The organism is Runella defluvii (assembly GCF_014195535.1).
Lineage (GTDB): Bacteria > Bacteroidota > Bacteroidia > Cytophagales > Spirosomataceae > Runella > Runella defluvii.
In genome coordinates, this window is the sequence record NZ_JACIBY010000002.1 from 152,925 (window position 1) to 168,287 (window position 15,363).

At 43.0% G+C, this 15,363-nt stretch carries 10 protein-coding genes; 5 read left to right on the forward strand and 5 right to left on the reverse strand.

The window, feature by feature from the left end:
• Positions 1-17: 17 nt before the first annotated feature.
• A complete protein-coding gene (locus FHS57_RS05460; protein WP_183971885.1) occupies positions 18-2,720 on the forward strand; it encodes a DUF7619 domain-containing protein in 2,703 nt (900 codons plus the stop codon).
• A gap of 13 nt (positions 2,721-2,733) precedes the next feature.
• On the opposite strand, the gene FHS57_RS05465 is transcribed toward FHS57_RS05460, so the two are convergent.
• The 3 genes from FHS57_RS05465 to FHS57_RS05475 form a co-directional block, all read right to left on the reverse strand.
• Positions 2,734-3,300 carry a Uma2 family endonuclease gene (locus tag FHS57_RS05465; RefSeq protein WP_183971886.1) on the reverse strand — a complete coding sequence of 189 codons (567 nt, stop codon included), beginning with the start codon at positions 3,298-3,300 and terminating at the stop codon, positions 2,734-2,736.
• 60 nt (positions 3,301-3,360) lie between these two features.
• Positions 3,361-4,569, reverse strand: a complete 1,209-nt coding sequence (locus FHS57_RS05470; RefSeq protein WP_183971887.1) for a serine hydrolase domain-containing protein — start codon at positions 4,567-4,569, stop codon at positions 3,361-3,363.
• 111 nt (positions 4,570-4,680) lie between these two features.
• Positions 4,681-5,085 (reverse strand): DUF1573 domain-containing protein, encoded by a 405-nt coding sequence (locus FHS57_RS05475; protein WP_122932073.1) that lies wholly within the window; start codon positions 5,083-5,085, stop codon positions 4,681-4,683.
• 203 nt (positions 5,086-5,288) lie between these two features.
• Between FHS57_RS05475 and FHS57_RS05480 the strand changes: the two genes are divergently transcribed.
• The 4 genes from FHS57_RS05480 to FHS57_RS05495 all read left to right on the forward strand — a co-directional run bounded on the left by FHS57_RS05480 (position 5,289) and on the right by FHS57_RS05495 (position 9,901).
• Positions 5,289-7,697, forward strand: coding sequence for an alpha-ketoacid dehydrogenase subunit alpha/beta (locus FHS57_RS05480; RefSeq protein ID WP_183971888.1), 2,409 nt, complete (start codon positions 5,289-5,291; stop codon positions 7,695-7,697).
• A 164-nt stretch (positions 7,698-7,861) separates the two neighbouring features.
• Positions 7,862-8,653, forward strand: coding sequence for a phosphosulfolactate synthase (locus FHS57_RS05485; protein WP_028524387.1), 792 nt, complete (start codon positions 7,862-7,864; stop codon positions 8,651-8,653).
• Positions 8,654-8,768: 115 nt separating this feature from the next.
• Complete coding sequence (locus FHS57_RS05490) at positions 8,769-9,122, forward strand: four helix bundle protein (protein WP_183971889.1); 354 nt, start codon at positions 8,769-8,771, stop codon at positions 9,120-9,122.
• 128 nt (positions 9,123-9,250) lie between these two features.
• Positions 9,251-9,901: a DedA family protein gene (locus tag FHS57_RS05495; RefSeq protein WP_183971890.1), complete on the forward strand. Its 651-nt coding sequence runs from the start codon at positions 9,251-9,253 to the stop codon at positions 9,899-9,901.
• Positions 9,902-9,969: 68 nt separating this feature from the next.
• Here the strand turns inward: FHS57_RS05495 and FHS57_RS05500 are convergent, their stop codons facing one another.
• Positions 9,970-13,515 carry a VCBS repeat-containing protein gene (locus FHS57_RS05500; RefSeq protein WP_183971891.1) on the reverse strand — a complete coding sequence of 1,182 codons (3,546 nt, stop codon included), beginning with the start codon at positions 13,513-13,515 and terminating at the stop codon, positions 9,970-9,972.
• A gap of 119 nt (positions 13,516-13,634) precedes the next feature.
• Entirely contained in the window at positions 13,635-15,362 is a 1,728-nt protein-coding gene (locus FHS57_RS05505; RefSeq protein WP_183971892.1) for a RagB/SusD family nutrient uptake outer membrane protein, read from the reverse strand.
• Position 15,363 lies beyond the last annotated feature (1 nt).

Below are 15,363 nucleotides of genomic sequence, written 5' to 3' on the forward strand. Positions count from 1 at the left end.
TCTTAAATCTATTAACCATGAGATTTGTAGCTAAATACCTATTTCCCAAAGCATGGATATTCTTATACTTAGTTGGTTTAAATTTTGAAATACATGCACAGTTTAATTACGGAACAACCGTACTTGTACATGGACATGTACCCACTATCTATATCCCATCAATCTCAGAGTTTAAGGAGTATGCCCGATTTATCAGCGATAGACTCGGCGGTAATGCCTCCATATACATAAATAGGGTTGGGCTTTTGGAAGGTGAAGTAGCATTTTATCGAAATTTTTACTGGGAACGAATTTCAGGAAATGGCAGTGGTGAACAAATATTTATTTATGATTGGACTGTTGATGCAAGTTATGAAAAACCTGGACATTTAGAATCGGCTGCTGACAGGCTTTTTGGCATGCTAATTAAACCTGTTGCCTATAACCAAAATCATCAAGTAATCAACATTGGACATCCTTTAGAACGAAGATCCCATTTTATTGCTCATAGCAGAGGTACCCTCCTCTGTTTAGAAGTTTTTCACAGATTATTGGTTCATTTCCCAAAAGCAATTGAAATTGAACATTTTACAGCCTTAGACCCTCATCCTAATGCTGCTTGTGGAGACATTAGATCAACAAATTCCTCTCTACCTAATTTACCAGGAGTTGAAGGCTCACTTGAAGATTGTTTTAATCTATTGTGTTCGCAGGCAAATAATGTAATAATCAAAGTCCCATCAAATGTCAAATATGCAGAAAGTATATATAGAAAAAATGGAAATTACGAAAAAGCTCCTATTATTAATTTAGATGGTGTACCTGTATATGGTCATAATACAAGACTCAATGATGCTTTAATTAATCACTCAGATGTTCGCGACTGGTATTTTGGTACTGTCAATTTAGATTGGGATATTGATGGAAAAGCAACAGGCTGGTATAATGATATTCTGTCCGGACCGAGGGAGTCTGTAGGCTGGTATAAAAGTCGCTTGGGAGGTCATTTAAACCTTTTGAAACAACCTTCAAGTCGAAATAACCCAAGGCAATTAGAGGATGCAATTAAACTAAGGCAAGGAAAACCATTATCAATGATATTCAACGGAAGTTTTGACCATAGTAGTGTGAGCTGGGGGTACAAAGAAAGTGGTTCCCAAAGCTGGAAAGAGATCACCATTAGCACTTCTAATAATAATAAAAGGCTCCTGCTAATGAACGGAACGCTTAGTTATACATCTCGTTTTTACGTACCAGAAGCGAATCGAAAATTTTTAACTTTTAAAATATTTAAAAGTTCTAATGCTAATGCTAAGTTCTCAAATATTAAATTAAAAATTCAATGGTACGGAGCTGGAAGCGAAAAAACAGGGGATGAAAAACCTGCAGAGCCTTGCCCTGAGAAAGAACCTAATCAAGATTCTCAATCTTATAAGATTCCAATACCGGATGAACTCATAGGTAAACTCGCCAGTTTTGATATAATAAATGAAACATCATCTCCCGAGACTCTTTTCTTTTCAATGGATGATTTTGATATACCTTTTAATGTCCCAGAAAAAAATGAAGGAAGTAAAAGCCAAAAAGAAGATTGTGATGATGAACCTGAAGATCCGCCGCAAATCCCTATCCCAAATCCAGATCAGGGAAAAGCAGTAACGCCAAGTGTAATAGCTGCTTTTGACCCTAATGATAAGTTGGGACCTGTTGGTGTGAATGCACAAAGATATATTACAGGGAATCAACCTGCGGGTTATCAAATTCGTTTTGAAAATTATGCAACGGCCACTGCGGCTGCTCAATTTGTGAAGGTGATTGATACACTTGATCTCAATTTGTTTGACCCTTCTACTTTTCAGTTTGGGTATTTCAACGTTGCAAACAGTAATTTTTATGCGCCCCCAGGCAAGAAAAAATATTTGAAGGATCAAGATTTACGTCCAGCTAAAAATTTGATTTTGAGAATGGAAGTAGATTTCAACGATACAACGGGAATACTACAAGCCACCTACACGGCCCTTGACCCCGCTACTATGGAACTCACCGAAGACCCTGTACTTGGCTTTTTACCCCCCAACACCAAAGCTCCCGAAGGAGAAGGCAGTATATTTTTTACAGTTTCTACTTACCCAACTTTGCCCCACGGAACAGAAGTTAGCAATAAAGCCTACATTTATTTTGATTACAATCCCGTTATCCCTACTCCTCCGTGGACAAATACGCTGGACAAAATCGAACCTAATAGTCAAGTCCAAAACTTACCTGCGGTCAGCAATGATACTACGTTAGTACTGCATTGGGGTGGAAGCGATGTAGGGGCAGGTACCCGCTTGTATGATGTTTACGTCGCGGTCAATAACAATTCGTATAAGTTGTTGGTTAAAAATACCAGTCTCACTTCCATCAATTTCAAAGGAAAGCCTGATTCAACCTACAAATTTTATTCGGTAGCAGTAGATAGCGTTGGGAATGAAGAATCAGCCCCCGTCACATTTGATACCCAAACAACTATTCAACTCACCACTGTAGGTTTGGTTCAATCAATCCAATCAGGAGACTGGAACAAACCAAGCACGTGGGATTGTAATTGCGTGCCCTCCGCTACTCAAAATGTAGTTATTAAGAGCGGTCATAAAGTTGCGTTGACTCCTGCAATGGGGCCTCAGTCGTGTAAAAATCTAGTGATAGAACCTGGGGCTGTATTTGATGCAAAAGGAGTATTTTTATCAGACCCTCGATAGCAAAATCAATAGTTTACTCTCCCTTTTTCTCAAAACTCACTCCTTCAAAAATATCTTGTAGGGAGAGTTGGGTATCAAAAAACGGGAGAGAAACGTTTTCGTTTATATCCGTGTAAAAGTCAAATTGCCAACTTTTACCACTGCGGGTATAAATCTCCACGATAGGTTCGTCTTGATGAATTGTGAGATAGTATTGTAAAGACGATAACCCAAAATACTCCAAGCGTTTTTTATCTCTGTCGATGTCTTCGGTACTTTCAGAAAGTACTTCTACAATTAATACAGGATCCGTTACGTACTTTTTATGGTCGCCTTTTTGGTGAATTACTACCAAGTCAGGGTAACGGTAGCTCTTTTTATGAACCATTAGTTTGATGTCATGGTCAAATACCATAAAAGGTGTTTTTTTAAACAAAATACGCAACAATACATAAATATTGCCTGCTATTAGATTGGCGATGGTTGTTTCTCCTGGCATCTCAATGATTTCTCCGTAATAAAATTCGTGGCGGATTTCGGATTTTTCTTCCAAAGCAAAGTACTCCTCCACGCTAAACTTTTTTTCGGCTACCGTTTCCATTATTCTTATTGCTTTTATCGCGTTGATGGATACAAGTTACTTGTTTTTTTTGAAAGTTAATCAAAACATCCCTTCCTCGATTTCAGCGTCCACTTCGCCTTTTCCTTCTAAAATCTGCAAAATAGGCTTGATTTGATAGATGCTGCGGTTGTAGCGGTTGCTCAAAAGGATGATGACAAATTTGTCTTTGGGACTAAACCACATCAAGGTATTGTAGCCTTTCCACCAACCCGTATGATACACGTACTTGGCTTGTTTGGTGGCTTCGTCCACGTGCATCCGAAAGCCATAGCCGTAGTTTCTGATGCCTCTTTTCTCAAAACTACGAGGCGTGAAAGCTTCCTTCAGCGTTTCGGGACGCAACACGCAGCCTCCGCTCAAACCTGCATACCAGCGAAAAATATCATCCATGGTAGAATACACCCCTTTGTCACCCACCACATCGTCAAAATTATCTTTTGGCAAACGGCGATTGTGCTGATAGCCTGCGGTGCGCAACTGATTCAGGGAATCGTTTTGGGTTGTAATCAGCCACGTATTTTTCATTCCTAGGGGCTTAAAAATCGAATCTTGAAGAAACGCCTCAAACGTTTTCCCCGATACTCTTTCCACAATCGTGGCCAGCAAAGCGTAATTGGTGTTGCTGTAGCTAAAATACGTATTGGGCGTATTATAAGGTCTTGGTTTCACGGCGCAGTACCAGCGCACGATGTCATCGTTGGTCGGGTAAGGATTGCGTTTACGTACGCTGTCGGTGAGTACATAAGCATAATTGGGCAAGCCACTGCGGTGTGAAAGCAAACTTTTGACCTGAATACCCGAGTACGGAAACTGCGGAATAAATTTCTTGACGGAGTCTTCCAAACTAAGCTTACCTGCTTCATACAGTTTGAGAATAGCTACCGCCGTGAATGTTTTTGAAAGTGACGCCAACTGAAACTTCGAATCAGGACGAAGGGTGTCTTTTTTTTCAACTTGGGCGTACCCGTTGGAATTTCGGTACAAAACGACGCCCTGTTGTGCAATGAGGACATTGCCATTAAACCGCTCTAATTTGAATTTTCGCTGAAAAAGTGAATCCAAACGAGCCGCTTTTTCATCGGCCTTGATACGTTTTTTTACTTCGGCAAGTTTTTCAGGAGAAAGCGATTTGTCCGAAACACAATCTACTAATGTGTGGTGAAGATGAGATGCTTGGTGTTGGTTATCGCTGGTGTTGTTACATGAAAAAACAACCACTAAGGCGAGAAATGCAATGGTTCTAATCATTCTAAAGTGGGTTAACGAGCGGGGTGAATATAAATAAAAAGGCTTCGGCACCAAAGCCAAAGCCTTTTTAGGAATGAAAGTTTATCGTTTGAAAAACACTTTCAAGGGCGATTATTTACCACTTTTCGCAGGTGTAGCTGTTTTGTTAGCAATCACTTCACCTTTGAGTGTTAAATAAACGGTTCCGTTTTCAGCGTTGCTTGGTACAGTCACGGTCTTGTTGAAAGGTCCCATCACGCCAGCGTTAAACGTAGCTTTTACTGTTCCTTTTTTGTTTGGCATCACTGGCTCACGCGTCCACTCAGGAGTTGTGCATCCGCAAGAAGCCGCCACATTACCCAATACGATTGGGTCAGTACCTGTGTTTGTGAACTCAAATACGTAAGTTACTGGCTTTCCTTGCTCGATTTTACCGAAATCATTTTCGTTCTTAGCGAATTTGATTACTCCTTTTTGAGCGAAGCTAACTGCGCTAAATGCTAAAATTGCTACGAATAGTGAAAAAACCTTTTTCATGTTGTGTGTAAAATTAAGTTTTGTGAAAGTTGGTTGCTAATCTAACAAAAATTGTAGGAGCAAAAGTTTTGCCAAATGTTATTTTTGCTCAAAATTTTAGAACAAAGAAACTCAAAAAAGTTGTATTTTGAAACATCAGTTGTTTTCCTGTATATTTACTTGCCAAAACAACGAAACCTAACAAAAAACACTCATCAAGAAACGTGATAGAAAACGAACTCGCCACCGACCTTATTGCGCTAACGCGCCAAAATATTCTGGACGACTATCGTTTGGTATGTGAGAGTCGTCAAGCAAGCTTGTTGGGAAGAAAAGATGTGATGGGAGGTCGAGCGAAATTCGGAATTTTTGGTGATGGAAAAGAATTGGCCCAAATAGCCATGGCCAAGGCATTCCGAAAAGGTGACTTTCGTTCGGGCTATTATCGCGACCAAACCGTCGTGGCAGCCCTTGGAGGACTCACGTGGCAGCAGTTTTTTTCCCAACTTTATGGCCATGCCGACGTCGAATTTGAGCCGCACACCGCAGGCCGTTCGATGAATAACCACTACACCACGCGTTATTTGGACGAAAATGGTTTGTGGAAACCCCAAACAACTACCTATAATCATATCAATGACCTTGCTCCTACGGCTGGACAAATTCCGCGCTCAGTAGGGTTAGCATACGCCTCTAAACTTTACCGTGGCAACGAAAACTTGCATGGAATGACGGATTTCTCGCACAATGGCGATGAAATAACATTTGCAACCATCGGTGATGCCTCTACTTCTCAAGGGATGTTTTGGGAAACAATGAATGCCGCAGGGGTATTACAAGTGCCCCTTTTAATGTCGGTATGGGACGATGGCTTTGGGATTTCGGTGCCTGTCGAATATCAAACCACGAAAGCCAGTATTTCCAAAGCACTCGGTGGGCTGCAAAGAGAAGAAGGAACCAACGGTATTGAAATCTTTACGGTCAAAGCTTGGGATTATGTAGGACTGATTGAAACCTACCAAAAAGCCGCAGAGCTGTGTCGGACCCACCACATTCCAGTATTGGTTCACGTAGAAGAAGTCACTCAGCCGCAAGGCCATTCTACCTCAGGCTCGCATACCCGTTACAAATCAGCCAAGCGCCTCCAATGGGAACAAGAATGTGACTGCAATCTGAAGTTTAAAGAGTGGATTTTGACCAATGGCTACGCGTCTCCTGAGGAATTAGAGGAGATTGACGAACATGCCAAAAAACTCATTCGTCAAGAACGAAACAATGCATGGAAAGTATATAGTGAAGCAATCCTCCATGAACAAAATGAAGTATTAGCATTGCTACAAACTGCCGCCCACGAAAGTCGATTTACTTCCGATTTGCTCAAAATAAGCGACGAGTTAAAACGAGAAATTGTTCCTTTGCACCGCTACAATACATCAGCCATACGCAAAGCACTTCGTTTTTTACGCTTTGAACCTTCCGCTACTCGAAACGCCCTGGTAGAATGGTTAGCCAAAAATGCAGAAGTTAACCACGACCGTTTTAGCTCGCACTTATACAGCGAATCGCCCGAATCTCCCCTGAAAGTAACGCCCGTAGCCGCACAATACCTCCAAGACGCTCCCCTACTAGATGGCTACCAAATTATTCGCGCCAACTTTGATGCCTTATTTGAACAAGACCCGCGCATCGTTGCGATGGGTGAAGACGTAGGAAAAATTGGCGACGTGAACCAAGGTTTTGCGGGACTTCAAGAAAAATACGGCGAACTACGCATTACGGATACGGGCATTCGAGAGACAAGCATTATTGGCCAAGGCATTGGATTGGCCATTCGTGGTCTAAAGCCTATTGTTGAAATCCAGTACTTCGATTATATTTTTTATACGTTAGCAACCCTCACCGACGACCTCGCTTCGCTGCATTATCGTACCAAAGGGGGGCAAAAAGCACCGCTTATTATTCGTACACGCGGCCACCGCTTAGAAGGCATTTGGCACTCAGGTTCGCCGATGGGTTCGGTGATTCACAGTTTGCGCGGTCTACACGTTTGCGTACCGCGCGATTTGACACAAGCCGCAGGAATGTACAATACGCTACTGCGCGGCGATGACCCCGCCCTCGTTGTCGAGCCTCTCAACGGCTATCGCCTCAAAGAATACCTTCCTTCTAATTTAGGGAAGTTTTGCGTACCGCTCGGCGAGCCCGAAGTATTGCGAGAAGGTACCGACCTCACCATTGTCACCTACGGCTCGATGTGTCGCATTGTACAAGAGGCGGCCGAGCAGCTTTCTCAGCTCGACATAAGCGTAGAACTAATTGATATTCAAACACTTTTGCCTTTTGATATTCATCATTCGATTGTGGATTCTATCAAGAAAACCAATCGGGTGATATTTGCCGATGAAGATATGCCAGGAGGAGCATCCGCTTACATGATGCAACAAGTGTTAGACGGACAAAATGCCTACCAATGGCTTGATTCGGCGCCAAGATGTGTATCGGCCAAACCTCACCGACCAGCCTATAGTTCCGACGGTGATTATTACTCAAAACCCAATGTTGAAGACATTGTAGAGGCAGCGTATAGCCTCATTCACGAAGCAAATCCACAGCAATTTCCAGCGCTGTACTGACCTATATTGACTTCCAAACCCCACGCTTTTACCCGCAGAGTATTCTGCGGGTTTTTTGTTAAAGATTGATGAAAGTCAGGTTATTTTCTTAGGCACTTTAGTAGGTTGTGGTTGGAATCGCTAATTTTGCGGTTTACTTTCAAAGACATACCTAACCAAACGATATGAATTTCAAACTATCGCAAGTCCCCGACCGCACTTCCAAACCACGTCAGTACGGATTAACAATGGTCATGGACAAAGGGTTGAGCATTCGTCAAGTCGAAGATATGCTCGACATTTCGGCTCCTCATATTGATATTGTTAAACTCGGATGGGCTACTTCTTTTGTTACGCCCAATCTCAAAGATAAAATCGCCGTCTATAAAAGTGCAGGTATTCCCGTTTACTTTGGAGGGACGCTGTTTGAGGCGTTTGTCGTACGAAATCAATTTGAAGACTATCGCCGTCTTATCGACGAATACCAGCTGGAATACGCCGAAGTATCAGACGGGTCGATTGAAATGCCTGCCGAAATTAAGTGTGATTTTATTCGCGTTTTGGCCGAGCAAGTAAAGGTATTGTCGGAAGTAGGTTCAAAAGACGAAACCAAGATTATTCCGCCTTACAAGTGGATTCAGCTCATGAAAGCGGAGTTGGAAGCAGGCGCTTGGAAAGTGATTGGAGAAGCGCGCGAATCGGGCAACGTAGGTCTTTTCCGTTCAAGCGGGGAAGTTCGTCAAGGGTTAGTAGAAGAAATTTTGACCCAAGTCCCCAATAAAGACATCATCTGGGAAGCACCGCAGAAAGCCCAACAGGTCTGGTTTGTCAAATTGATAGGTGCAAACGTCAACCTTGGGAACATCGCTCCCAACGAGATTATTCCGCTCGAAACCATTCGCTTGGGGCTACGTGGGGATACATTTGCTAATTATCTCAACGACAAAACCCGCAAACGTTGGAAGTTGTCGAAATAGGTTGATAGTCGATAGTCCATAGTCCATGGTCGATAGACGACAGATTTTAGTACAGTTCAAAACGATGGACTATCGACTGTGAATTACCAATCAACCATAAACAAAAAAAGCTAAAATGGCCTTTAAGTTTGAGCAGTTAGTAGTATGGCAGAAAGCAATTGAATTAAGTGGAACTGTTCATGAGCTTACGCTTACTTTTCCAAAAGAGGAGGCATTTATTCTCACAGCTCAAATAAAACGCGCCGCAGACTCTATATCCCCCAATATCGCAGAAGGTTCAACGGGACAATCTAATGCAGAGTTTGGCCGCTTTTTGGGGTATGCTATACGTTCAAGTATTGAAGTAGTCTCATGTTTGTATATTGGGAAACGACGAAATATCATTAATGACACTGACTTCAAAAAACTTTATTCGGATGTAGAACAAATTATTAAAATGACCCAAGCGCTCCGAAATTCACTTGGGTAGTTAGTAGTCCATAGTCGATAGTCCACGGTCGATAGACGATAGTACTATTCAAAACCATGGACTACTAACCATCGACTGTGGACTATTGACCATCGACTATAAAAAAAATGTAACCAAAAACCATAAAAATGGAATTTCTCGCACAAGTAGTAGATTTTTTTCTGCACCTCGACAAGCACCTTGCTGACATTATTACTGAATACGGTACGCTGACGTACTTGATTCTGTTTTTGATCGTATTTACTGAAACTGGTTTGGTGGTAATGCCCTTGCTCCCAGGCGATTCATTGCTTTTTGCGACGGGGGCGCTAGCAGCTTCTACGGGCGCACTTAATCCTTGGATTGTCATTCCGTTGTTGATTGTGGCGGCGCTGATGGGCGACAACGTCAATTATTTTGTGGGTAAGTTTTTGGGCTCGACCATTAAAAAACGAGAACGGATTCTGTTTTTTAAACGCGAATACTTGGAACAAACCGAAGCTTTTTACCAAAAACACGGAGGCAAAACCGTGATTATGGCGCGTTTTATTCCGATTGTCCGTACGATTGCGCCGTTTGTGGCAGGAGCAGGAAGCATGACCTACTCACGTTACATTCTTTTCTGCGTGGTAGGGGCGCTTTTGTGGGTACCGACGTTGACAATGCTAGGGTTTTTCTTTGGTAACCTACCGATAGTAAAGAAAAACTTTGAGTTGGTTATTTTTGGAATCATTGGCCTCTCGGTGTTGCCAATGGTTTGGCAGTTTGTCAAAGCCAAGTTTATGACACCGAAAGCGTAGGCAAGCTTACTATTTAAACGAAAAGGCCAGCCAAATTTGTTTTGGCTGGCCTTTTCGTTTAAACGCTTTTACAAAGCCTTCCTTCTCTTCCCTTGAAAATCAACTATCTCAACGGAAGCATCCTGAGTCGTTAGTGCCAACTTACGCGCCGACTGCGATAAAAACGAAGCGCCATAATAAAGTTCTTGGCGACGTACCGTTCCTTTTTTGTCACGAATAAGCGCGTACGCATCGTGGGGCTGTAATGCTACCCATTTGAGAGAAGCACCGTTTTGGCCAAAGCTCCGTAGAGTACCACGGTTTTGAGTCGCAATTACGATGCGACGCCCCGCTTTGTTTGTCAACTGCGCCAGTCCTTTGGCATTGCCCGGTACATAAAAACCCGTTTGAGTTTGGAGCACTGGCACAAAATCTCCTTTGCCGTTGCCTTTGAGCAACAACCCATTGGAAGCATCATATCGCCCCGAACTGGTCTCATTTCCAAAATCGTTGGCCACTAGCAAGACATCCAAGAAACCATCGGTATCAAAATCTTCGACAATCATCCCGTTGATTGGGGCAATTTGGGCTAATATGGGTAGAGGCTTGGTTTTGAACGTTCCATTTCCTGTATTTTCGATATAGACAGATTGGCAATAGGTAACGTCCAATTGAAGTGCTTTTTTGCGTTCTTCTTCCGTCAGTATATTATCAAACGTTGCATTAACAAAATCAGCGTATTTCTGAAAACGCATTCTTGTTTGAATAAACTGCTTGATAAGGTCTTCGCGCCCATGAAAAGGCACACGGACAAGCTGGTTTTGTGGATTTGGGAAATACACAAATGGAATGGCATCATAGCTGCCATCTTGGTTAAAATCGCCCGCCAATATACTTAACGGATGGGTGTCAGAGGCTTTGTTGAGGGTATTCAGCCCGAGGTTTCCTGCAATGTAGTCGGTATCGCCATCGTGGTCGAAATCAGCGCCTACTAAGCTCCCCCAAAAACCTTTTTTAGTGTCGAGTTCGGAGGGCGAAATGTCGAATTTACCTTTTTTGTTCTTGAGCAAAGTCAACGGCATCCATTCTCCCGCAATCAACAAATCAAGCCAACCGTCGTTGTCGGCATCGGTCCAAAGTACATCGCAAGCAAGGCCAAGGTTTTGCAGCGCAGGCGCAATTTGGGCCGTAACGTCGGTAAACTTCACTACCCCTGCTTTGGTATCGTTGCGCAAAATATAACTGCTGGCTGGGGCTGGATACTGATCAGGAATGACCCGCCCCGCCACAAACATATCCAAATCACCATCACGGTCATAGTCGGCCGCGCGCACGCACGATTTGCTGGTTAGTAATGCAGGTAGCGCACCTTGCGCAAGCGAAAAATGTCCTTTGCCGTCGTTGATGTAGAGGCGGTCCTGATACCCCACATCATTGGGGCGTAATTCATTTCCACCACTTGCAATGTACAAATCGTTATCACCGTCGCCATCGGCATCAAAAAGCAACGTACCCAAATCTTCCGATGTTTTGTCGGTTCCTTCTTTGTCGGGCAACAGGTCGACCAATGTAAAACTGCCCGAAGGATTTTGTAAGAAGAAACGTCCTTTGTGCTGGCGTGAGCCTCCCACGAAGAAATCGTCCAGGCCATCCCCGTTAATATCACCTGCCGAAACTGCTGGTGGATACTGAGAAAGCTTGTGAGGGAGTAGTTTTTGAACGTTATAATCAATGTATTCTACCTCTTCGTGTTTCCAGGCAAGCTGCAAAGAATCGTTTAAATCCGTAAAATAATACGCCCGATTCTGGGCAGGCACCACATTGTTTTGAGTTGCGTTTGACTGTGATACAATCAGGGTTTGGTCGGCTTGGAGATTTTTCAGCACTTGTTGTTTTCCATTAGGCCACACCACCGTCGCAGAATCAATCAATCGGTTTTCTCCCAAACCAAAATGCGCTACTGGCTCTACAGTTGACAAATACCCACGGTAAGGCGAATGTTCATAGACTTGAGTATGATTTCCGTGGTAATAAAGCGTCATTTTAGCGCCAAGCCCGCTGAGGTTATGCCCCTCCCCTTTAAACACGACCCGCAAATAATGGGCTTTTTCGGGCTTAGATTCCACCAAATTATTGCGATAGACAAAAGCAGAATCATTGATATTGTTGCTCACAAGGTCTAAATCACCGTCACGGTCGAGGTCGGCATAAGCAGCACCGTTACTAAACGATGCTTGGTTGAGTCCCCACGCTTCTGAAACATCTTTAAAGGTAAGATCGCCGTTGTTTTTGAAAGCGTAATTAGGAATTTTAACGATGGGAATTTCTCCTAATAAGTAGCTTTTCGGAGCAATAGAACTGCTTTCCGCTCTAAACTGACCAAAATCACGGTCAGTGACATCCCTCGGAAAACCGTTCGTAATAATCAAGTCACGAAAGCCGTCGTGATCAAAATCGGCCAACATAGGCGTCCAACTCCAATCCGTTTCGGCTACGTTAGAAAGCATACTTATTTCGGCAAAAGCGGGGTCATTGCTATTGGGTTTATTTCCCAAATTAAGTTGAAGTGTATTGCGAACATATTGATGCGTAAAACCAAACAGGTCATTGTTGAGGTACGTTTGGTAACTATTAGGCCCCATCAGGCGTTTTTTACGGGCATTGTCTTTGGGCAACATATCCACCGCCACAATGTCAACGAGGCCGTCATTGTTGATGTCAGCCACGTCATTACCCATGGCTGAGTTGCTGGTATGTTTAAAATAGTCGGCTGCTTTATCGGTAAAAGTACCGTTGCCGTTATTAATGTAAAGCAAGTCGTCGGTTAGGTAATCGTTTGTAATATAAATATCCTTGAAGCCATCACGGTTAAAATCACAAATGTTGATACCCAGCCCATATCCTTCGATTTGAATGCCCGCTTCCTTCGATACGTTGGTATAAACAGGGTGGTTGATTCCTTCGCTCCAATCGCAGCGGTAAAGACGGTCGGTAGTTGGTGACGAACCATCGCGGCGTTTTTCGTGAAACTGATTGGGATTACTTTCAATCGTATTCGTCAAAACGTACAAATCCAAGTCTCCATCATTGTCATAATCAAAGAAAGCGGCGTTCATCGAATGCCCACGGTCGTCGATGCCATATTCATGCGCCATTTCTTTGAATGTAGGCACACCTTCACTGTCGTTTCCTTGGTTCACAAAGAGCAGATTGGCCCGTTGGTCTTCTACGCCTTTGGTGGTAGCAGTGAGGTAAATATCCATGCGCCCATCGGCATTGATGTCAACCAAACTCGCTCCCGAACACCAGCGTCCTCGATTTGAAAATGCTGCTTTTTTACTAACATCCTCAAACTTCATATTGCCTTTATTGAGATAAATACGGCTATCGACTTGATTTCCCGAAAAAATAATGTCGGGTAAGCTATCACCGTTCATGTCTGCAATCCCGACGCCTCCGCCGTTATAGACATACTCAAAGTCAAGGATATTCAAGGTATCATTTTCGACGATGCGGTTCGAGAAGTCGATGCCTGTATCGCTGACTTCTAGTCTCGAAAAGAGGGGTTGATCTTTGCAGGAGCTCAATAAAAAGAGGGCAAACAAACTAATAACAGCAAGGCGTGCGGCAACCATACGCTCAAAATTATAGGTGAATGATTGGATAAAAATACAAGATTACGACTGGTTCTATTTAAACAAAATCGGCAAGTCATTCGACTTGCCGATTTTGAGTTGCAAGAAATAACCGAGGATTAGTAGCCAGGGTTTTGTTTTAAGATTTGTTCTTTGCTATTCAACAAGTCCATTTGGCCTTGAGGTATAGGGAACAACGCATATTTAGCTTCATATTTAGCACCACCTAATGCACCAGGCAACAATACCTGATCGTATTGGAGATACTTGTTGATGGCAGCTACATCCTCGCCCCAACGAACCAAATCATAGAAACGATATCCTTCCATTCCTAATTCAATTCTTCTTTCAAAGCGAACGGCTGATCTAGCATATTCTTTTGTTGGGAAAGCATCGTACAACGCAATTTTATAATTAGCGGCAGGTTTGCCATCAATCATTACGTAGTCAGACGCGTTCATTGCTCTACCTCTTACCATATTGGTATATTCGAGTGCTTTAGCCAACGAACCTACTTCGATTTCTGCTTCTGCTGCCATTAAAAGCACGTCAGCAAAACGGATAATAGTAACGTTGTAGGCATTGTAAGTTTGGTGTCCCCAACCTCCTGTTTCAGTTAAACCTGCTGCTTTTTCAGCTTTGGTAAACAAGTATTTTTTAGGAGAGTACGGACCACCGTTTGGTTGGTTACGAATCATGCTAAAGCCTGTGTGTGGGCCCCAATCCAAGAATGGAATACCTCTACGGCCTACTGTGTGGTCTAGTCGTGGATCAAGTGGCCCTGCATCTGGCGTGAAAGCCACGTCAGATTTAATACCCATATCCGTTTTAACCGCATTGGCAGGAGCATTGTAAGTACCATCCAAAAATGGAAGTCCTTTTGCATCTGTACGGAACGAGTTTACGAATTCAAACGACGGTTGGAAGAATCCACAGCAAGTACCTGGATCAGAGCCTTGGATAAAGTTCAATTGCAAATCAGCGTTGGCATTGTTTCCATTTCCTGATTTAACAGTTGCTTGAACTGCAAACACCGACTCAGCATTGTTGTCATTTGCTACACGATAAAGATCTGAATATTTAGGAAGCAACGCATATTTTTTGCCACCTGTTGTTTTACCGTTCGCAATAATCAAATCAAACAACGCTTTGGCTTCTGCATATTTCTTTTGATACAAATATACTTTGGCCAAGTAAGAAGCCGCTGCCCATTTGTTAGCACGTCCAACAGCAGATGATGTTTCTGGCAAATCGTTGTAAGCCGTTTTGAAATCATCCTCAATTTTTGGCCATAGCTCAACATCGTTTTTCACTTTGTCGATTCCGTTTGAAAGATTTTTAGTTTCATCAACATAAGGTACTAAGTTGAAGTTTCTTTTCAATTGGAAATAGAAGTGGCCTCTCAAGAAACGTGCTTCCGCAGTGATCAATTTGATATCTTCCGCTTTTACACTTGGCTGTGCTTCTTTCAACAAAGCCAAAACGGCATTAGCTCTCGAAACACCTTCAAAATAACTTTGATACACGTTGGCGGCTACAGGATCCGTCGAGTTGTATTGGAATGTTTGAATAGGGTTCATTTCAGAACCATCCCCTGGGTCAGTACCTTTGTTGGCATCTCCCCCTCTAATACTTCCAATCAGCCAGTTTGAAGGCCCTGAGTGAGTTTGTCCCAAAGCACTCAATTGAGCGTACGCAGAAATTAAACTTCCGTCCAAACCAGCTTTGCTGGTAAGCTGGGCTTTAGCAAGTGAGCCCGTTGGAGGTACTTCTAGAAAGCTATCTTTACAGGCATATCCAGCTAACAAAAGAATAATGCTTGTAAGTGAAAAGATTATTTTTTTCATT

Coding starts and splice junctions, on each gene's coding strand:
- FHS57_RS05460 (WP_183971885.1), top strand. CDS start 18: ATGAGATTTGTAGCTAAATACCTATTTCCCAAAGCATGGATATTCTTA.
- FHS57_RS05465 (WP_183971886.1), bottom strand. CDS start 3,300: ATGGAAACGGTAGCCGAAAAAAAGTTTAGCGTGGAGGAGTACTTTGCT.
- FHS57_RS05475 (WP_122932073.1), bottom strand. CDS start 5,085: ATGAAAAAGGTTTTTTCACTATTCGTAGCAATTTTAGCATTTAGCGCA.
- FHS57_RS05495 (WP_183971890.1), top strand. CDS start 9,251: ATGGAATTTCTCGCACAAGTAGTAGATTTTTTTCTGCACCTCGACAAG.
- FHS57_RS05470 (WP_183971887.1), bottom strand. CDS start 4,569: ATGATTAGAACCATTGCATTTCTCGCCTTAGTGGTTGTTTTTTCATGT.
- FHS57_RS05485 (WP_028524387.1), top strand. CDS start 7,862: ATGAATTTCAAACTATCGCAAGTCCCCGACCGCACTTCCAAACCACGT.
- FHS57_RS05505 (WP_183971892.1), bottom strand. CDS start 15,362: ATGAAAAAAATAATCTTTTCACTTACAAGCATTATTCTTTTGTTAGCT.
- FHS57_RS05500 (WP_183971891.1), bottom strand. CDS start 13,515: ATGGTTGCCGCACGCCTTGCTGTTATTAGTTTGTTTGCCCTCTTTTTA.
- FHS57_RS05490 (WP_183971889.1), top strand. CDS start 8,769: ATGGCCTTTAAGTTTGAGCAGTTAGTAGTATGGCAGAAAGCAATTGAA.